This window comes from Nitratireductor aestuarii (assembly GCF_014641695.1).
Classification (GTDB): Bacteria; Pseudomonadota; Alphaproteobacteria; order Rhizobiales; family Rhizobiaceae; genus Chelativorans; species Chelativorans aestuarii.
Window position 1 is genome coordinate 23,658 of the sequence record NZ_BMIF01000006.1, and the last position, 19,967, is coordinate 43,624.

At 60.5% G+C, this 19,967-nt stretch carries 18 protein-coding genes; 7 read left to right on the forward strand and 11 right to left on the reverse strand.

The genetic code is table 11. From position 1 onward, the window contains the following. Nucleotides 1–39: 39 nt before the first annotated feature. Nucleotides 40–423, reverse strand: coding sequence for a VOC family protein (locus IEX27_RS10820; RefSeq protein ID WP_188721073.1), 384 nt, complete (start codon nt 421–423; stop codon nt 40–42). A gap of 209 nt (nt 424–632) precedes the next feature. Here IEX27_RS10820 and IEX27_RS10825 point away from each other — a divergent pair, with 209 nt between their 5' ends. From IEX27_RS10825 to IEX27_RS10855, 7 genes are read left to right on the forward strand one after another with little or no spacing between them, the layout of a single operon-like run. Then, the gene (locus tag IEX27_RS10825; RefSeq protein ID WP_188721074.1) at nt 633–1,019 is read left to right on the forward strand and encodes a Zn-ribbon domain-containing OB-fold protein; all 387 of its coding nucleotides are present in this window, start codon (nt 633–635) and stop codon (nt 1,017–1,019) included. Next, nucleotides 1,016–2,173: an acetyl-CoA acetyltransferase gene (locus tag IEX27_RS10830; protein ID WP_188721075.1), complete on the forward strand. Its 1,158-nt coding sequence runs from the start codon at nt 1,016–1,018 to the stop codon at nt 2,171–2,173. The genes IEX27_RS10825 and IEX27_RS10830 overlap by 4 nt, the downstream gene beginning before the upstream one ends. Before the next feature lie 39 nt (nt 2,174–2,212). After that, the gene (locus IEX27_RS10835) at nt 2,213–3,130 is read left to right on the forward strand and encodes an SDR family NAD(P)-dependent oxidoreductase (protein ID WP_210315524.1); all 918 of its coding nucleotides are present in this window, start codon (nt 2,213–2,215) and stop codon (nt 3,128–3,130) included. 13 nt (nt 3,131–3,143) lie between these two features. Next, a complete protein-coding gene (locus IEX27_RS10840) occupies nt 3,144–4,052 on the forward strand; it encodes a MaoC/PaaZ C-terminal domain-containing protein (RefSeq protein WP_188721076.1) in 909 nt (302 codons plus the stop codon). Between the two features lie 53 nt (nt 4,053–4,105). After that, nucleotides 4,106–5,257 carry an acyl-CoA dehydrogenase family protein gene (locus IEX27_RS10845; RefSeq protein ID WP_188721077.1) on the forward strand — a complete coding sequence of 384 codons (1,152 nt, stop codon included), beginning with the start codon at nt 4,106–4,108 and terminating at the stop codon, nt 5,255–5,257. A 5-nt stretch (nt 5,258–5,262) separates the two neighbouring features. After that, the gene (locus IEX27_RS10850; protein ID WP_188721078.1) at nt 5,263–6,378 is read left to right on the forward strand and encodes an acyl-CoA dehydrogenase family protein; all 1,116 of its coding nucleotides are present in this window, start codon (nt 5,263–5,265) and stop codon (nt 6,376–6,378) included. Continuing rightward, nucleotides 6,379–8,484, forward strand: a complete 2,106-nt coding sequence (locus IEX27_RS10855) for an acetate--CoA ligase family protein (RefSeq protein ID WP_188721079.1) — start codon at nt 6,379–6,381, stop codon at nt 8,482–8,484. Between the two features lie 159 nt (nt 8,485–8,643). Here IEX27_RS10855 and IEX27_RS10860 read toward each other — a convergent pair whose 3' ends face one another. From IEX27_RS10860 to IEX27_RS10905, 10 genes are all read right to left on the reverse strand, one after another. Next, on the reverse strand, nt 8,644–9,606 hold the full coding sequence (locus tag IEX27_RS10860) for a Bug family tripartite tricarboxylate transporter substrate binding protein (RefSeq protein WP_188721080.1): 963 nt from the start codon (nt 9,604–9,606) through the stop codon (nt 8,644–8,646). A 94-nt stretch (nt 9,607–9,700) separates the two neighbouring features. Continuing rightward, on the reverse strand, nt 9,701–11,371 hold the full coding sequence (locus tag IEX27_RS10865) for a thiamine pyrophosphate-binding protein (protein WP_244630324.1): 1,671 nt from the start codon (nt 11,369–11,371) through the stop codon (nt 9,701–9,703). Between the two features lie 475 nt (nt 11,372–11,846). Continuing rightward, a complete protein-coding gene (locus tag IEX27_RS10870; protein WP_188721081.1) occupies nt 11,847–13,067 on the reverse strand; it encodes an iron-containing alcohol dehydrogenase in 1,221 nt (406 codons plus the stop codon). A 156-nt stretch (nt 13,068–13,223) separates the two neighbouring features. Next, complete coding sequence (locus IEX27_RS10875; RefSeq protein ID WP_188721082.1) at nt 13,224–14,717, reverse strand: tripartite tricarboxylate transporter permease; 1,494 nt, start codon at nt 14,715–14,717, stop codon at nt 13,224–13,226. Beyond that, nucleotides 14,717–15,163, reverse strand: a complete 447-nt coding sequence (locus tag IEX27_RS10880; protein ID WP_188721083.1) for a tripartite tricarboxylate transporter TctB family protein — start codon at nt 15,161–15,163, stop codon at nt 14,717–14,719. The genes IEX27_RS10875 and IEX27_RS10880 overlap by 1 nt, the downstream gene beginning before the upstream one ends. A gap of 69 nt (nt 15,164–15,232) precedes the next feature. Then, nucleotides 15,233–15,640, reverse strand: coding sequence for a Zn-ribbon domain-containing OB-fold protein (locus IEX27_RS10885; protein WP_188721084.1), 408 nt, complete (start codon nt 15,638–15,640; stop codon nt 15,233–15,235). Continuing rightward, nucleotides 15,637–16,761 carry a thiolase family protein gene (locus IEX27_RS10890; protein WP_188721085.1) on the reverse strand — a complete coding sequence of 375 codons (1,125 nt, stop codon included), beginning with the start codon at nt 16,759–16,761 and terminating at the stop codon, nt 15,637–15,639. Before IEX27_RS10890 ends, IEX27_RS10885 begins: the two co-directional genes overlap by 4 nt. Then, a complete protein-coding gene (locus IEX27_RS10895) occupies nt 16,761–17,957 on the reverse strand; it encodes a CaiB/BaiF CoA transferase family protein (RefSeq protein WP_188721086.1) in 1,197 nt (398 codons plus the stop codon). The genes IEX27_RS10890 and IEX27_RS10895 overlap by 1 nt, the downstream gene beginning before the upstream one ends. Nucleotide 17,958: 1 nt before the next feature. Beyond that, the gene (locus tag IEX27_RS10900) at nt 17,959–18,732 is read right to left on the reverse strand and encodes an enoyl-CoA hydratase/isomerase family protein (protein ID WP_188721087.1); all 774 of its coding nucleotides are present in this window, start codon (nt 18,730–18,732) and stop codon (nt 17,959–17,961) included. 1 nt (nt 18,733) lies between these two features. Beyond that, the gene (locus IEX27_RS10905; RefSeq protein ID WP_188721088.1) at nt 18,734–19,918 is read right to left on the reverse strand and encodes an acyl-CoA dehydrogenase family protein; all 1,185 of its coding nucleotides are present in this window, start codon (nt 19,916–19,918) and stop codon (nt 18,734–18,736) included. Between the last annotated feature and the right edge of the window lie 49 nt (nt 19,919–19,967).

Consider the following 19,967-nt stretch of genomic DNA (forward strand, 5'->3'; position numbering starts at 1 on the left):
AGCAACTCTGTGTCGGCCCCCTGATCAAAGCTTACCGAGTCATCGCCGCTCGATGAGCTCGATGTACTCGCCATCCGGTCCGTAGAGAAATGCCACCCGGATACCCGGTCGTGCCGAACTCCGGGGGCCAACAGCCAGCTCGATTCCGTTAGCCTCGAGATGGGCGACCGCCGCATCCAGATCAGGGACTTGCAGTCCGATATGCTCAAGCCCCTTAGCCGGAGCGCCCGGCGCACTGGAGGCGTCAGCAGCCGCATCTTCAATGAACAGCCGAACTCCACCGAGGTTCAGGACAATACGCGTGTTGCCGTTTACCTGCGCGGTAGACACGATACTGGCACCGAAGGCATTGGTATAAAACCTGGCCGAGACTTCACACGCCTGGGATTTGACATGCAGATGGTCAAACTGGACTGCGATCATTCCAAATTCACCGTTTTACTTAGCTGAGCGAGTGTCGGTTCTATCCTCGAAGAGGACGGTTGCGGAAGGTTATTACCGTTGCAAGAGCATAACGAAATGTTTGGCATGATTGACGTTTGACAGGTTGATGCAACGCAGCGGCAAACCCTAAAAAACTGGTCATGTGGAATGGTGGCCATAGCGCCGGCATCAATTGTTGAAGGGAAGGCATGACCCGCATCGAGATCTCCCCGCTGCAACGCTGGCAGGATTATCTGCGTGAAGGCGTTCTGGCCTATCAATACAGTCCTGATGCAGATCGGGCCGTTTTTTACCCGCGTGTGCTCTGCCCGTTTGGCGGAAAAGCGCCGCTTGAATGGCGCGTCAGTTCCGGGCGCGGGTCGATCTACTCCATCTCCCTCGTCCATAACCCGAAGGCTGACCCCCATGCAGTCGCCCTCATCGATCTCGATGAAGGTTTCCGTATGATGGCAATTGTGGAGGGTGCCGCCGGCACACCGGACGAAATTGGCCGGCGCGTGGTGGTCAGGATCGGTCAGCCGACGGCCGAAGGTGCAGCGCCTACGGCAACATTCCGTTGGGAGAATGCAGAATGAGACAGCTTCCACAGCGAGGATCCGTCGCCATTGTCGGCGTCGCGGAAAGTGATCTTGGCGTTGTTGCGCCTGGCCTGACGCCACTTGACCTCATGGGGCAGGCCATTCAGCGCGCGCTGGATGATTGCGGCCTCAGCCTTTCGGACGTCGATGGCGTATTTTCGGCAGCGTCTCAGCTTCGCATGCCGACGATCTCCCTCTGCGAATATCTCGGCGTAAAGCCCACTTACACCGATTCCAGCTATCTCGGCGGCGCGTCGTTCCAGAGCCTTGCCGCCCACGCAGCACTCGCGCTGGAAGCCGGGCTCTGCAATGTCGCGGTTATCGCTTACGGCTCAACCCAGCGAAGCGCGCGCGGCACCTTCGTGCCCCAGCGCGACCAGAACGAATACGACTCCGCCGCACGTCCGCGCCTGCCTGTAACTGGCTATGCTCTGGCAGCCGCACGCCACATGCATCTCTACAAAACCACCCGTGAAGATCTCGCCGACATCGCTCTTGCAGCCCGCAGCTGGGCGCAGCTCAACCCGGTCGCGTTTGACCGCCGCCCGCTGACGCGGGAAGATGTGTTGAACGCGCCCATGATCTCCTCCCCCCTTGGCGCGAAGGATTGCTGCCTGGTGACGGACGGCGGCGCTGCCGTTGTCATGGTCAGGGCCGACCGCGCCCGTGAACTTGCCAAACCGCCAGTCTGGCTACTTGGTGCAGGCGAAGCGCAGGAACACCATTCGATCACGCAGATGGCGGACCTCACCAGCACGGGCGCTGCACGCTCTGGAGCGCAGGCTTATGCCGTGGCGCGCCTTAATCCGAACGATATCGACGTCGCGCAGGTCTATGACGCATTCACCATCACAACCCTGCTGTTCCTTGAGGATCTGGGTTTCTGCCCGAAGGGCGAAGGCGGCCGGTTCGTACAGGACGGCGGCATCGCCCCCGGGGGGCGTCTGCCGGTGAACACCTCCGGTGGTGGATTGTCCTACTGCCACCCCGGCATGTTCGGTCTGTTCACCATGGTTGAGGCGACCCGGCAGCTGCGCGGCGAGTGCGGTGATCGACAGGTTGCCAAGGCTGACACGGCAATTGCCCACGGCAACGGTGGCGTTCTCGCCGGACAGTCCACGCTGATTCTGGGAACATCCGCTGCGCTCTGATGTGCCCATCACATCCATAATAGAAGGTTAGGCATCGCCATGAAGCAATTGCAGGACAAGGTTATTCTGGTGACGGGCGCAGGAGGCGGGGTTGGCCGCGACATCGCGCTCTGTGCCGCCCGCAATGGTGCAAAGGTCATTGTCAACGACATCGGTGCGTCGCTGACAGGTGAAGGGAACGATACGACCCGCGCACAGGAAGTCGTGGACCTGATCCGCAGCGAAGGCGGCGAGGCGATCGCCAGCGGCGACTCCATCGCCGAGGCGGAGTCCGCACAGGAGATCATCGCCGATGCAATTGCGGCCTTCGGGCGTATCGATGGCGCGATCCACAGTGCAGGCATCCTGCGCGATACCATCTTCCACCGCATGACGCCGGACGATTTCGAGGCGGTCCTGCGTGTCCACCTCTTCGGCGCGTTCAACGTGGCGCACGCGTGTGCACCGCATTTCCGCAAGCAGGAAAACGGCGCGCTTGTCTTCATGACGTCCACGGCGGGGCTGATCGGTTCCTTCGGACAGGCGAACTATGCGGCAGCCAAGATGGGTATTGTCGGCCTCAGCCGCGGTATCTCCTTCGACATGGCTCGTTTCAACGTGCGCTCCAACTGCATTGCCCCCCATGCCTTCAGCCGCATGATCGAGGCTGTTCCGGGCAGAACACCTGAGGAGCAGGAGCGTGAAATGGAAAAGCGCCGCACGAAGACGCGCGGCGACCAGATCGCTCCGCTGGCAGTGTACCTCTGCTCGGATGCCGCTTCATCGATCACCGGCCAGATTTTTGGTGCCCGCGGCAACGAAGTCTATCTCTATAATCAGCCGCGCCCGATCCGCACGCTGCATCGCGACGATGGCTGGACGGTTGAGAAGCTTGCCGCCACCCTGCCCAATGCCTGGGCTTCGGCCTTCACGCCAGCAGAACGCACGAAAGACGTGCTGAGCTGGGATCCAATCTGAGGACCGAAGCACCATGGCACTGAATCTGGAGGCGTTTGAGAGCTGGAGGTTCCCCCTGCTCCGCCAACGCTACACCGACAAGGACACGATGCTCTATGCGGTTTCCATCGGCTTCGGCCAAGATCCGCTCAGCCCTCTGGAACTGCCTTTTGTCTTCGAGGAAGATCTGAAGGCGGTTCCAACCTTCGCGGCGATCCTCTGCCATCCCGGTGTGTGGACCTCAGACCCTGCCTTCGGCGTCACGCGCCAGAAGGTTGTCCATGGCGAACAGCGCATCTTCGTTCATCAGCCGCTTGCGCCGGAAGCCGAACTCTTCGCGCATGCCAGCGTCTATGGTGTCGAGGACAAGGGCGAGAAGGGTGCAATCATCCACGCGGCCCGCACCATGTTCGACCAGACCACGCGGGAGCCTGTTGTCTCCGTCCTCCATTCGTCATTCGCGCGGGCGGACGGCGGGTTCGGCCGGAACCTCGGACGCGCTGCCGAGCCCAACCAGCCCTGCTCTGCCACCGCTCCAGATTTCGAGATCGATATCGTCACGCGTCCTGAACAGGCGCTGATCTACCGTCTGAACATCGATCGCAATCCGCTGCATGCAAGCCCTGCCTATGCTGCGCGCGCGGGATTTGATCGCCCGATCCTGCACGGTCTGTGCACCTACGGACTGGCTGCGCGCGCGCTTCTGCTGACGATTGCCAAGGGTGATCCGAACCTGATCCGGTCGGTGGAATGCCGCTTCTCCCGGCCGGTTTTCCCGGGCGAGACCGTGCGGTTCCAGTTCTGGGATCAGGGGGATCGTGTTTCCTTCAGGGCCCGTGTCGAGGCTCGTGACGTGACCGTCCTCGATGCCGGACGCGCCCTGCTTGGCCCCGATCATCAGGCACCGGACTGGGCAATGACAGAAGCCGGCCCGGAAGACTGACAGGCGGTCATTTACGCGCCACAGCCAATACCACCAATCAGGTAGAACATAACATGACAAATAGCGCGCCAGACTGGAACGAAATACCTGAAGCGGAATTTCGCGCCACTATCCGCGAGTGCATCGAAAACGAATGTCCTGCCGAACTGCGCTATCACCCGTACCGGTTTCCTCCGGAAGTGACGATGCCTTGGTACAAGGCGCTTCATCGCCGCAACTTCATCGCGCCCGGCTGGCCGGTTGAATATGGCGGGATGGGGCTCAATCCCAGCCGCCACCTCATCTTCATCGAGGAGATGGAGGCCATGGGCACCCCGTGGCTCCACGATGCCGGTGTCCGTAACCTCGGCCCTGCGATCATCGCCTGGGGCACGGAAGAGCAGAAGGCCTACTACCTGCCCAGGATGCACGCCGGTGAGCACATCTGGTGTCAGGGCTATTCCGAGCCGTCCGCAGGCTCCGATCTTGCAAGCCTCCAGTGCGACGGACGCCTGGACGGTGAGAACGTCATCATCAATGGCCAGAAGATCTGGACGACCTCCGCACATGTCGCGACGCACATGTTCGGCCTGATCAGGACCGACCGCTCCGGCAAGAAGCAGGAAGGCATAAGCTTCATGCTGATCGACATGAGCCTGCCGGGCATCACGGTGCGCCCGATCGCCAATCTGGGCGGCCATCCCGACTTCTGCGAAGTGTTCTTCGACAATGTCGTCGTGCCGCAGAGCTGCATTCTGGGTGAGGTCAATCAGGGCTGGAAGGTTGCGCGCTCGCTGCTCGGCTTCGAGCGTATCTGGGCCGGTTCGCCTCGTCGTGCAATGAAGGTGCTGCGGCAGCTACGCCGAGAGCTGGAAACTCAGGGTCTTCTCGATGATCCCCTGTGGGCCGACCGCTTCGCCAAGGCGAGCTTCGACGCGCTCGATGCGCAGGACATGTACACGCAATTCGCCGATCTGGTGCGCACGGACGGCAAGGTCGGCGTCGAAATTTCGGCTCTCAAGATCTGGTCGACGAGCATCTTCCAGAACCTCTCGGAGATGCTGCTCGAGGTAACGGGGTCCCGGTCGACGCTCAGCACCAGTGGCGAAGATGACCTGCTCGCGCCCTATTACGAGAGCCGTGCCCCTACCATCTTTGCGGGCACCAACGAAGTCCATCTCAATATCCTGGCGCGCTCTGTTCTGGGACTGGCGAAGTCGGAGTGACCCAAATGACGATTGTTGATCCTCAGACAGCAGAAATGCTGCGCGAAACCGTTGCCAAGCATTGCGAGCGCCATGCCGACGGCGCACTCATCCGCGCGTCGCGCGGCGACGTACCGGGTGCCCTTGCGGCCGATGTTGCAACCATGGCGGAACTCGGCTGGCTTGCTGTCAGCGTCCCGGAAGACCATGGCGGACTGGGCCTTGGCGTCTCAGCCACAGGCATCATAGCCGAAGGCCTTTCCGGCTGTTACTCCTCCGATCCGCTGACCGGCCTGTTCCTCGGCGCCCGAGCGCTCGTCCATGCGCAGGAGTCCGATGGACTGCTCGCACAGGTCGTTGAAGGAAGCGCCACGCCTGTTCTGGCATGGCAGGAGAACGCGCACGATTTTGCCTCCCCCTTGCCCGCAACCGAATACCGTAACGGTACGGTAAGCGGCACGAAGCGCTGGGTCGCATCTGCCGCACAGGCAAGCCACTTCGTCGTTTCCGCTCGCGAAGATGGGCGAGACGTTCTTGTGCTTGTCGATGCTTCGAGCGACGGCGTTTCACTGTCCTTTGGAACCCGGGCTGACGGCACGCCGATCAGCGAACTCGCTCTCACTTCAGCACCCTCCACTGTGATCGCGCGCGGTAGCGACGCCACGCGCGCCTTGCGCCGGACGCTCGATGAGGGAACGATTCTCGTTGCCGCAGAACTCATGGGCCATATCGACCGCATGATGAAGCTCGTTCTGGAGCACCTGAACACGCGCAAGCAGTTCGGCAAGGTGATCGGCTCTTTCCAGGCGTTGCAACATCGCGCTTCGAATATGTTTGTCCATCAGAGGCTGACCCGGTCCGTCCTAACGACCACGCTCGGCTGCGCCGATCTGATCACAGACCCGGTCGAATTCGGCCAGCGCGCAGCCCGCCTGCGTGCCCGCCTCAACGACACCACGCAGCTTGTCATGCGCGAAAGCATCCAGCTTTTTGGTGCGATGGGCATCACGGACGAGAACGAACTCAGCCTGCACATCAAGCGCTGCCTCAGCCTGCTCGGCTACCTTGGCAACAGCACCGAACAGCGCCGCTACTGGACAGCCCTTTCCGCACAGTCCGCTCGCACGGGAGACACGAACTAAATGACCACTACCACCGGTTCCAGCGGCCTCGACGCTCTCTTCCGTCCTCGTACCATCGCCGTCATCGGCGCGTCGGATGACCCACGCAAGATTGGCGGGCGCCCCATCCGCTACATGCTGGAGGCGAAAACAACAGCGACTCTTTACCCCGTGAACCCCACCCGTAGCGAAATCCAGGGCCTGCAGGCCTGGCCATCGGCAGAAAGCATCCCGGGCGGCATCGATCAGGCGATCATCGCGGTTCCGGCCAGCATGGCGGAGAAGGCGGTTGCCGATGCCTGCGCGGCCAAGGCAAGCGCCATCGTCATGTTCACCGGCGGTTTCGCTGAAGCTGGCGAGGAAGGTGCCGAGGCGCAGCGGCGTATCGTGGAACTCGTGCGCAAGAGCGGCGCGCGGTTGCTTGGACCGAACTCCATCGGCGCGTTCAACACGGCAGACCGCACGTTCTCGACCTTCGCCACAGCCATGGATCGCGGCACGCCGGAAGCCGGCCGTATCGGTCTGGTGAGCCAAAGCGGTGCCGTTGGATCCTATCTGCAGAACCTGCTCATCAACCGGGGAATGGCAATCTCCAAGTTCGTCGCCACCGGCAACGAAGCTGACATCGATGTCGCCGAATGCATCGAGTGGATGGCGCACGATCCTGAAACTGAAGTCATCGCGCTCTATCTCGAAGGCTGCAGGAACGGCCCTGCCCTGCTGCGCGCCCTGCGTGTCGCAAGGGAAACGAAAACGCCGGTGGTTGTCTTCAAGGCCGGCAAGACCGACGCCGGTCAGACTGCCGCTGCCTCGCACACGGGCGCACTGGCGGGCTCTGCGAAAGTGTTCGACACTGCCCTTCGCGAGACCGGCGCTCTTCCCTGCGAAACGCTGTTCGAGATGGTGGAGGCGATCTACGCCTGCTCGCTCGGTCGTTTGCCCAAGGACAATACGGTCTGCGTGATCAGCGTCTCCGGCGGTTTCGGTGTCATGCTGACAGACGCGGCGGTTGAGCATGGGCTTTCAATGCCGCCGATCTCCGCAGAAACGCTCGCAACGATCCAGCAGGAACTTCCCCTCGCCGTTGGCCTGAACCCCATCGACACGACCGCGCAGACGGTGAGCGACCGGACCATGCTCGCCCGCACGGTCGAGCGCATCCTGCGCGACAGATCCTACGGTTCCGTCGTGCTTTTCATGGCCAATGCCGGTCGCAACCCGCACGACGTGCAGGTTCTCCGCGAGCCGCTGAAGAAGCTCCGCGAAGACTTCGCCGATGTTCAGCTTGCACTTTGCGTGCAGACCATCCCGGAAACGCGCGCTGAGCTCGAACAGCTCGGCTACCTGATCTTCGAGGATCCCACCCAGGCGATCAAGGCGCTGGCTGCTGCCTCCTCCATCTCCCATAGCCTGCGGAACCCAACCCCGGCAGCTTCGGTCATGGAATGTGCTCCGCTTCAGCTTTCCCATAACCCCGATGAGGCGCAGTCGAAGGAAATACTGAGTTCAGCAGGGATCGAGTTTGCCCGCGAGATCGTTGCGGCGACGGCGGACGAGGCAGTTGCCGCGGCCAAGGAAATCGGCTTTCCGGTCGTGCTCAAGGTTCTGTCGGCGCAGATCGCGCATAAGTCTGAAGTTGGGGGCGTTGCCCTGGGGCTGGCCGATGAAGAGGCTGTCCGCGAGGCCTTTGCCCGCGTCACCGGCAATGCTGCAAAGGCGGTCCCCGATGCCGAGATCCGCGGTGTGACCGTCGCGCAGATGGTCAGCGGCGGCACCCAGACGATCATCGGCGGCCACATCGATCCGACGTTTGGACCGATCGTGATGTTCGGCCTTGGCGGCATCTATACGGAAGTGCTGAAGGACACCGTCCTGCGCACGGCGCCGGTCACCCATGATGATGCAATCCAGATGATCCGCTCCATCAAGACCTTCTCGATCCTCGACGGTGCTCGCGGACAGGAAAAAGCGGACCTTGACGCCATTGCACGCGCAATCGTCCAGATGTCTCAGTTCATCGCGACCCATGCCGACGAAGTTGAGAGCGCTGAGATCAATCCGTTCATCGCGCTACCGAAGGGTGGGTTCGGCGTCGACTCCCTTATCCACCTGAGTAATCAGCACTAATTCTATCCCGGACAGGTTCAAGTCAACGAAGGCCGCTGGCAATCACAGGCGGCCTTCTTCTTTGCTTTCAGAAGCACCGCGCCATCAGCACATAGAAAAACCCGCCTTGTGGGCGGGTTTTTCGTGTCTAATACCTGAATCCAGCTAAAGCTTGATCAGCTATTGAGCCTCAATGCCGCGCTCGTCCGCCAGCTTCTTCCAAAGGGCCACCTCGGAATCCACCATTTCCTTGAACTCTGCCGGAGACATCGGCAGGTGCACGGAGTCGGTCTTGCGCAGGAATTCCTTCGCCTTTTCACTCGACAGGATCTTGGTCACATCGGCGTTGATCTTCTGGGCGATGTCATCCGGCAGACCCTTCGGTGCGAAGACGCCCAGCCAGAAGGCTACGTTGGCACCTTCAATGCCAAGTTCAGCGGTGGTCGGAACATCCGGGATGCTGTCAGCGCGACGGTCACCCAACACGGCGAAGCCCTTCACCTGACCAGCCGCAATGTTGCTACCGATACCGACCGTGGTGCCGACATAAATGTCCGCACGACCGGCCATGAGGTCTACAAGAGACTCGGTTCCGCCCTTGTAGTGAACCGGCTCGGCCTCAATGCCTGCTGCAGCAGTGATCAGCTCGCCAGCGAAGTGCGTGGAGCTTCCGAGACCTGCCGTAGCGAGGAACAGTTTCCGCTCCTTTGCCTCTTCGATCAGCTCCGCCATCGTGTTCGCCTTGACGTTGGCGCCACCGGTCAGAACGAACGATGCCTGGGACGCAAACGCCACCGGAAGCAATGCTTGCGGGTCGTATGGCAGCTCCTTGTAGATCGCCGGAGCCGTCGCAAAGGCCGCGCTCGTTACCAGCAGGACAGAACCGTCGGCTGGTGCGCCTGCTACATACGCCGTGCCGATCGTCGAACCTGCGCCAGGCTTGTTGTCGACCACTACAGTCGAGCCCCACAATTCCTGCAGCTCCGTCGCAATGAACCGACCGACAGGATCGACAGCCGAGCCGGGGCTGTAAGGCACTACAACCGTAACGGTTCCGTTGGGATAGTTTTGCGCTGTTGCGCCGCTGGCGCTCAAGAGCGCAAGAGCTGCGACAGTGAAAAGCTTCTTAAGGGGGGTTATCATCTTCTCCTCCAGGTCATGATGATATTGCGTTTATTATTCAGGAAGCTCGAGCGCGGCGTCGTGACTAACGGTCCCGACTTCCCGCGCCCGCAGCCTACTTGCTCGTTCCGGCCTTGCGGCGGATCGCATTTCGCATTGTCGGGGCGACGACTTCCTGGGAGATCGGGATATCCCAGACGGCTGTGCGGTCCGACGCCTCAAATTCGGCGAGCAGTTCCGGAATTTGGTCGAGATCTGTGATGGTGTGGCCGATGAGCCCGAAGCCCCGCGCGATTCCGGCCAGATTACCCTGTCCGAAGACAGCGCCCGAGTCAGGCAGACCATCTGCACGAAGCTTGTGGATCTCAGAACCGTATGCACCGTCATTCAGAATGACGATGAGCATCTTCGCGCCGAGACGAACGACGGTTTCCAGCTCCTGCATATGCATCAGGAACCCGCCGTCACCATCCGTCAGCATGAGTGGCTTGTCAGGCTGCGCGGCCCAGCGGCCAATGGCATAGGACAGGCCGTTGCCGATCGCGCCGAATTCACGGATTGCCAGGAAATCGTCGGAGTCACGGCCATAAAGATGGGCGGCGAAATAGGCGCAATGCCCCGACGAACTGACGTGCGTCCAGTCCTTCGGAACGTGCCTGTCGATCACGGCCATTACTTCGCGAGGATCGAAGCCGCTGGCAATGTCGAACTCGGTTTTTGCATCAACCGGTTCGCTATGCACACGCGCAGCGTAACCCTCGACATCCCACGACGCGTCGGTGGTGACGCCCTCTTTCTCCAGCGCATCGCAGATCGCGTTGAGGGCCAAGGCGGAGTCGGCAACGACAAAACTGCTGGCGGGAATCTGACCCTGCTGAATGGCCGGATTGGTATTGATTGCGAGTACCTTGCTCGGTGCGAACAGGTTGTTCATGTCGCTGGTAAAGCGGGTAAGGCTTGCACCTACAGCGATTACCAGATCGGCCTCACCAAACGCCTCGCGGGCCGCATCATGAATATAGCCGCCGCAGATGCCCAGATATCTCTTGTTCCCATTATAGAGACCACGGACCGGCAGGGTTGCAGAAAGACCAGCGTTGGCGAGTTCTGCGAAGCGAGCCGCAGCGCTACGGGCGTCTGGCGACTGGGCGCCGCGGCCTCCAACCAGGATGATGCGCTTGGCAGCCTTGATCTGGGTAACGGCGCTGGCAATTTCATCCGGATGGGGCTGGCGCGGGCGAGGCGTCGGCAGAACCTGTTGCGATGGAACGTACTGCCCGGCAGGAGCAACGTGCTGCTGCAGATCGAGAGGAATTCCGAGCACGACCGGCAGGCGACGCTCGTACGCCAGAGCAAAGGCCTGCTGAACCGAGTGGCGTGCAAGAGCAACGCTGCGGCCCGTGACATAAAGTGCGCCGGTGCCGAGAACGAGCGGCACCTGATCAATGCGCTGGTTGTACCAAGGAGCGTTGATGGGGTCTTCACCAGCAAAGATTACCATTGGCACGCGAGCGGTCGCCGCTGTGGTGAGTGCTGTCATGATCTGCGTCAGGCCGGGCCCGCATGTAACGGAAGCTACTCCGACCTTGCCAGTGGAGAGAGCATAAGCCGTTGCCATCGCAACAGCGCAATGTTCGTGACGGGCGTGTACGCTTTTCACGTCGGGATAAGCTGCGAGTGCGGCCTCCCAATGCATGTTTCCATCGCCGGTCAGGCTGAAAACCGTGCGCACGCCCTCGGCATAGAAAGCCTCGGCGACGGCCTCAAAAACTCGTTGTTCCGACAATAGCACCTCCCGAATTACCTCAACCAACCACTAAAGACTGTGTAGTCGGCAAAAAACGCCCACAATCGCTTTCCAGACAGGAACTGTCAAAAAGTGACATAGGGCATCGAATTTTTTCTGTACGAGCCAAAACGGAGTTGGCCTTTTCGCCCCTGCCGCCCGCACCCGTGAAAAGAGATATTATGTCGTACTTGTCTCAAGCTCCCATGACTTATTGTCTGTCAAGGGTGACACTAAATTCATGAACTGATGGCGCAGCGCGGCCGATTGGCCCGGCGCCAGGGCAGGCCACGGAACGATCTCTGCGTTCCGTGTTGCACGGACTGCCTAACTGCAACTTTAGCTGGGGCCCGCCTCTGACATGACCTGGCGGCGCAGTAATTCATCAGAACCTTTCTCGTTAGAAAAAAAGGAGCTGCCAGTATCTGGTAGCCCCTTTTCGTTTCCGTGCAGATTTGATGAAATGGCCCTTGTCTTACCAGGCTTCGAGCAGGATCTCGCGCAGCAGCTCAGGCTCCTTCTTGAATTCCTGCTTGGGATCGGAATTGAAGTTGTTCAAGGCGTTAGCCATGATGCCGTCGACACTCGACTTCGGGAGGCCAAGCTGACCAACGCGGGTCGGCAACCCAAGATCTGCAAAGACCTTCTCGAGATAGTCGGCCGCCCTGAACGGCGCTTCCTCGATCGGATCCTTGTCCGTCCAGACCCCCAGAATACGAGCCATGTTAGCAATCTCCTGAGGATCGCGATATCCGAGACGCCGCAAGGCCGTTCCCACGAGCACACTGTTGCCCTCTGCCTGCGATACATGTTCGTGCAGATTGAAGATGCCTGCTGAGAACGCATAGTTGAAGCGCATCACCCAGTGCGCAGCTCGGAACGATCCGTCGTCAACCTCGCGGTTCTGGAGGAAGGTTGCGATGCAGAGGTCAACGCGCGCGCCGATATCGTCTTCTTCGTCCAGCGATCGAATCACGTTGTCCATGATCTCGTAGACCTGACGGCGGTTGAGCTCGGTCAGCCGGGTTACTTTGGTGAAGCCCAGATGCATGACCGCGCGCCAGTAGATGGCGGCGGCACTGGCCCTGACCATGGAGCGTGGGGCTGTGCGCAGTGCGTCGTGATCCCAGAACAGCGCAACGGGGCGCGTTTTAGGATCGAAATATTCCAGCCGACGTCCGTACTCGGACGACTTGAGCGGAGAACCAGCCCGATTCTGCGCTGACGTGCCCACGGTCACGACGTTGATGATCGGCAGCTTGCGCGCCATCAGCTTCGGGCTGATCGCAGGCGATCCGTCCTCAGGATACTTGGTGGCGAGCTCAACGAGCGGCTCTTTCTCCGCCAGTGCAATCGCAACTACGCGCACGGCTTGAATGACGCTTCCGGCACCCACCGCTATCAGCAGCTCCGCATTTGCCGCACGAGCCTCATCGGCTGCAGCAAGGACGTCTTCGATTGGCGAGTCCTTGCCCATCCTGTCAAAATTTCCGGCGAAGGTATCGCCAAGCAAGTTCCGGATACGGTCAATGAGATCTGTTTTGGTCGCAACCGACCGGCCACTGATGACGAAGACGCGTTTCGCACCCTGCCTGGCTACCTCGGCTGGCAGCTTCGCCAAGGCGTCCTGGCCGCAATGGACGCGGCAGGGATAGGTAGCAATCCTGAAATCCTGAAGATGATCCGCAGTTGCCATCCGTTTCCTCCAATGAATTAGCCCTGGAGACTGGACGGACCGGTCTATCCTGGGCTGCAAAGATTTTTGAGCTTGTGCAATTTCGCAGGGCGCCAGTTCGCCCGAGCCCGCCCCAAGTCATGGGGCGGGAAAGTCAGTGTGCCGGTCGTGCCAGCCTCAGGCTGAAACGGGCTGCGCCGGACGGATGGCCCGGTACACCGCCCACAAGATCAGCGCCACGCAGATAGCCAGAGCTACACCGCTCAGGGGCCGCGCAACGATGGCCGTGAAATCACCGCGGGCGAAGAGCATTGCACGGCGGAAGTTCTCTTCGATCATCGGTCCGAGGATGAAGCCGATCAGCACCGGAGCCAGGTGGAAGCGCAACAGACGCAGCCAGTAGCCCGCAACACCGAACAGAAGCACCAGCATGATGTCGAAGACACTGGACCGGATGGTATAGGTACCGATGCAGATCAGGATGATGATGGCCGGATAGAGCAGGTGATAGGGAACGCGAAGCAGCCTGACCCACAGACCAATCATGGGGACGTTGAGGATGACCAGCAGAACGTTACCGACCCAGAAGCTTGCGGCAAGACCCCAGACGACCTCAGGGTGCGTCATCATCAACTGCGGACCAGGAGCGATGCCGTTCATGATCAGCGTGCCGAGCATGACGGCCATGGTTGCGCTGCCCGGAATGCCCAGCGAAAGCGTCGGAATGAACGCTGTCTGTGCACCGGCATTGTTGGCGGCCTCAGGCGAGACGATACCCTCGATCGCGCCTTTACCAAAGCGGGACGGGTCCTTCGCCAGCCGCTTTTCCAGCGCATAGCTGATGAAGGTCGCAACGGTGGAGCCGATACCCGGCAGCACGCCGAATGCACCGCCAATGATCGTTCCACGCACGGTTGGCATGCGGGAGCTCTTCCACTCTTCCCTGGACGGGATCATGGAGCGGAGCGTTACGTTCTGCACTTCGGGCGCTCCACCAGCGTCACGCAGTGAGTGCAGGATTTCGGATACGCCGAAGATACCCATGGCCAGCGCGATGAAGCTGATACCGTCACGCAGCTCGAACAGGCCGAAATGGTAGCGGGCCACACCGCTGTCGACGTCGGTGCCGACGGTGCCGAGCAGCATTCCCACCACGACCATTGCCAGGCCCTTGAGCGGCGAGTCCTGCGTCACGGCAGCGGCAACGAGGCCAAGAACCATGAGCGCGAAGTATTCGGACGGACCGAAGGCGATAGCCCATTGCGCAAGGAAGGGAGCCAGAGCGTAGAGCGCAATGATGCCGACAGAGCCGCCGAAGAAGGAAGCCATTGTCGTTGAGAATAGCGCTATACCTGCCTTGCCCTGCTTCGCCATGGGGTAGCCATCAAGGCAGGTCACGGCGTTGGTCGGCGTTCCCGGCAGGTTGAGCAGGATCGAAGCGGTCGACCCGCCATATTCCGAGCCATAGTAAACGCCGGCGAGCATGACCAGAGCAGTCGTAGCGTCAAGGCCAATGGTCAAAGGCAGAAGCATGGACACAGCGGCCAGCGCACCAATGCCCGGCAGTGCCCCCAGCAACGTGCCCAAGAACACGCCTATGAAACAATAGAATATGTTTGTGGCGGTCAGGGCCGTACTGAACCCGATGACAACGTTGTTAAGAATATCCATCAGAACGGGCTCCTGAGAACCGGGATTGGAAGACCAAGCAGCAGGACAAAGCACGCCCAGATGAGGACCGCGACGATCACGCCGAGAATGATGGCGGGCACAAGCAGGGATTTCGGTGAAGACAGGGTGGACAACAGAACCGTGACGAAGGTCGCCGGCAACACGCCCACGCGCGGCAAAAGCAGCCAGAAGGCCAGAATTGAAGCGACGATCGGCAGAACGACGCGCCATTTGAAGCTTTCAAGCGCTCCTGAGCGACCCAGAGATGAGAGCATGATGAGGGCACCTAGTCCCATGGCGATGAGGCCAAGCGCCAGCGGCACATAGCCTGGTCCCATGCGGATGACAGTGCCGATACGGTAGTCCAGCGCCCCGTAGGCGAAGTAGGAACCAACCGCCAGAACGATCAAACCGGACAAGAGATCCGTTTTATCTATTTTGAGCATTTAACCTCCCTGGCACAAAGGCCTTATATGGCGTTAACATCGTCACGCGGGGCGACAGCAACCGGCCGTTCATTTGGGGTCTGTTAGCTTGAAGCGCGGCAGACTCACGCCTTCTTCATTTTCTATGCACAGTTCGACACGCGCACCAACGCTCAGTTTTCGGCCTTCATCGCCGTTGACGATGTTGGTCAGCAGACGCGCACCTTCGTCAAGCTCAACTGCGGTGACATCGTAAGGCAGGCGGTCGGCGAGGTGCGGTGCGTAGGCGTGGCGATAGACGACCCATGACAGGATCGTACCCTTGCCCGAAGATGGCCGCCACTCCCTGTCTGCGGACAGGCATTGCGGACAATGTTCGCGCGCCGGAAGCCAATTATTGCCGCAGCACTTGCAGTGCTGGTAGCGCAGCTCGCCAGCGGCCAGACCGTCCCAATATGGCCGATTGACGTCGGTGATCTCGGGAACAGGAAAACTCATGAGGGCTGTCCTACAATGATGGTTGCGTGGGTGTGCATGGTGCCGCCCTGGTTTGTAATAAGGCCAAACCGCGGATCCTTGACCTGTAAAGTAGCCTCCCCGCGCATCTGACGGACGCCTTCGATGATCAGCTGAAGACCAGGAGTTCCCGACTCCGACAGCAGACCACCAGAGGTGTTGAGCGGCAGCCAGCCATCAAGGCCGATGCCCTCGGCCAGCGCCTTCTTGCCGGCAGTACCCCTTGGTGCAAGACCGTAATCTTCCAGTGTCTGGAGAACCGTGACCGTGAAGCAGTCGTAGATCTGCGCAAAGCTCAGATCCTTGCGATCAATCCCGGCCATCTTGAACGCCATGTTCGCCGAATCTTCCGCCTTCGTGCGCAGAATATCCGGACGCAGATGAACTTCCCAGCTTTCCTGCCCCTGCCCCATGCCTAACAGCGGAACCGCGCGCGAACGGTCCCGCGCGTCCGCCGTCGCACCGATAACGATAGCGGCTGCGCCATCGGAGACAAGGCAGAAGTCGTCCTTCCGCAGCGGATCGATCAGCTTTCCGCCGGCCAGATACTCGTCCATCGTCAGCGGACTGCGCAGATGGGCATTCGGGTTTTCAGCGCCATTTGCACGCATCTGGACGGCGAAGATGCCAAATTCTTCCGGTGCACTGGAATAGCGCTGCTGGTAGGCCTGATGGATCATCGCGTAACCGGCCGCAACGGAATACCAGCCCATGATCGCATCGTCGCCGCGCGGGCGATGAAGAGCCGCACGGGACCCGGTGCGCGGCGTGTCGCCATAGACGATCAAGGCGTTCTTGATCATCCCCGCTTCGATCGCCAGGGAACCGTATTGCAGCAGCGAGGTGCAGGCCGCACCGCCCTGGTCAAGATTAAGACCAATGGTGGGCCGCAACCCGAGCGCCTCGGCTACCTTCTGGCCGTAGAGAATGCCCGGCGCGGAATTCGGCTGCTTGACGAGAACGGCATCGATCTCGTCCTTCTCCAGACCGGCGTCGGCGATCGCCTTGGCGGCCGCTTCAACGATCAGGGCAACACGATCCCGACCCGGGTGCTTGCCCCAGGTCGTATGGCCAACGCCAGTGATGGAGACCTTGCCACGCATCAGATCACACCTTCCGCCTTGAGGGCTTCAAGCTCATCAGCCCCGATGCCGAGCTCGCCGTAGATGCGGGCGTTGTCGGCCGCGAATTCCGGGTTGACGCGGTATTCAGCCTGCTTTGCTCCGCGCGTTAGCAGAAGAGGCGAGCGCGGCAGGCTGACCTCGCCATATTGCGGGTGGTTGACCTTGGTCAGCAGTCCCCGCTCGTGGAGAGCTTCGTCCTTCATGACCTCCGGCAGCGGCCGCACGGGAGCGCTCGGCACCTTTCCGAGGCGCAGCTTTTCCGCGATGTCGTTTGTCTTGAAGCGCGTGGTGTACTCAATGATGACATCATCCACGAACTGCATGTTCTCTACGCGGCCGCGGTTGGTGGCGGTACGCGAGTCAGTGATGAGATCTTCACGTCCCATGCAGACACAGAGTGCAGCCCAGTGCTTGTCGTTGTTGCAGATGATCGAGACGTGCCCATCCTCAGTCGGATAGACGCTGTACGGGCTCAGGCTCAGGCCGCCATGGCGGTTGCCCGTGCGCAGCGGAATGTCCTTGCGGGCACCGAAGAGCATGCCGATGTTCGACGCCATCATCATGTAGACGGTGTCGATCATCGCGACGTCGATGCGGCCACCCTTATTGGTGGTTATGCGCTCGTAGAGGGCCGTCATGATGGCGCCGTAGAGATGGATTCCGCCGCTGAAATCGCACACTGCCGCGCCGGACTTCATGGGCGCACCATCCGGATTGCCCGTGACGCTCATCAGGCCGGACATGGCTTGCACCGTCAGGTCCATCGCCATCAGGTCCTGATATGCGCCTTCCTGACCATAGCCCGAACCACTCGCGAAGATGAGGCGAGGGTTGATTTCACTGAGCACATCCCAGCCGAGGCCAAGACGATCCATGACGCCCGGCGCATAATTTTCCGCAACGACATCCGCCGTCTTCACGAGCTCAAGGAACATCTCCTTGCCACGCTTTGACTTGAGGTTCAGGGACACCGAGTGCTTGCATGCGTTGAGCATTGCAAAGGGCATTCCCGCGCCAGAGGATGCATCGCGGCGACGGAGATATTCTCCTCCCTGCGGCTCGATCTTGATGACCTCGGCACCGGCCATGGCCATCAGGAATGTTGCGTAAGGTCCGTTGTAGATCTGCGTCAGGTCGAGTACGCGGATGCCGGAAAGTGGCAGTCGATCCTGCATCTTATTCACCCTTGAAAGTAGGTTTGCGCTTTTCAGCGAAAGCTTCGCGCGCGGCTGCCGTGTCCTTCGAATGGGACAGGATTCGGTTGACGAACTGCTCGAACCGCAATCCTTCAGCCATGCTCATCTCGAATGAGCGGACCGCAAGTTCCTTGGCTGCCTGGACGGCCAGCGGAGCATTCTCACCGATCCGCGCCGCCATTTCCTGAGCCGTGCCCAGGAGCTGCTCACGCGGGACAACGCGATTGATGAAGCCCCAGCGCAGGGCTGTCTCCGCATCCATCGTATCGCCGAGAAGGAGCATCTCCATAGCCACCGCATAGGGTAGCTGGCGCATGATGCGCTGGGTGCCGCCATTGGCGGCAATGATCCCGCGCTTCACCTCGGAAAGGCCAAATTTTGCTTCCGGAACCGCAACGCGCAGGTCGGTCCCCAGCATCAGCGTGGTGCCACCACCGACGCAAACACCGTTGATGGCAGCGATGACGGGCTTCCACACTTCGAGGCCGCGATTGAGCAGCTGGTTCTGCTGCGTCAGCCACATTTCCGATAGCGGTTGCTCCCGGCCGATCCAGCTCTTCAGATCCGCGCCGGCGCAGAACGCCTTGTCGCCTGCACCCGTAACGATCGCGACGCGGATCGCCGGATTGTCGCGAACTTCCTCCCATGCCTTCGACAGAGCTTCATAATGCTCTGCGTCCAGCGCGTTGCGGCGTTCGGGCCGGTTGATCGTGATTGTGGCTACGCCTTCATGAATATCCAGATCGATGGACATATTACTTCCTCAGGAGTTCGCGTGCGAGCACCATGCGATGAACTTCGGACGGGCCTTCGCCGATGCGCTTGATGCGTAGCTCGCGGTACCAGCGCTCAAGCGGCATCTCACGGGCAACACCCATGCCGCCGAGGATCTGGATGCAGCGGTCGACGACGCGCCCGGCCGTTTCGGTCGAGACGACCTTGGCAATGGATGCGTCCGTCTTGATGTCGCGGCCGAGGTCGCCGTTCCAGGCTGCCTGGAAAACGAGGAGACGCGCTGCACGCAGTTCCATCTCGCTGTCCGCGATCATCCACTGAATCGCCTGCTTGTCGGCGAGCAGCGACTTGTGGACGTTGCGCTGGCGTGCGTAGTCGATGGCAATGTCAAGGGCTGCCTGGGCAATGCCGATAACAGCAGCGGAGTAAGGTACGCGTGCATGAACCAGCCATGACTGGCAGATTGCGAAGCCCTTGCCTTCTTCGCCGAGCAGGTTGCCCGCCGGCACCCGGACGTTGTCGAAGTGTACTTCGTAAGGCGCGTAGGAACGGATCACACCGATCTCGCGGCAAGTGATGCCTGGGGTATCGCGATCGACGATGAAAGCCGAGATACCCTTCTCGCCCTTGGCGAAAACGATGCCCCAATCAGCCTTGTCGGCACCGGTGATCCAAAGCTTGGTGCCATTGATGACGTAGTGGTCGCCATCGCGGACGACGGTCGTCTCGATCTTGCGCGCCGGATCAGAACCGCCGGCTGCTTCCGAAATTGCAACGAAGTTCTTCTTGCCGCCCTGGATGCCAGCAACACCATATTTCTGACGCTGCTCTTCCGTGCCGAGCCAGATGACGGAGGGCGGATCGATACCAAAGGCGCCGCAAGCCGGCACATAAGCACCCATACGGCACTTGGCGGCTTCTTCAGCAACGATCACCTGGCCGAGTAGGCCAAGGCCGCCACCGCCGTATTCCTCGGGAGAGGCCATACACCACAGGCCGGCCGCCTTCGCCTTCTCGCGCAGCTTCGCCAGCTCATCTGCTGGGAGCGCGTAAGAGTCATAAGGCTGGCGCTCTTCAACGGGACGAACCTCTTCAGTCATGAACCGGCGGATCGTGTCGCGGAGCATGACGAAATGTTCAGGCATCTCCCAGGCACCGCTCAGGCTCGGGTCCTGGTCTTTGGCGGCTACTGCTATTTTTGTCATCAGGTACTCTTTTCTTGCCAACAAGGCAGTTGTGCAACTGAGATGCATC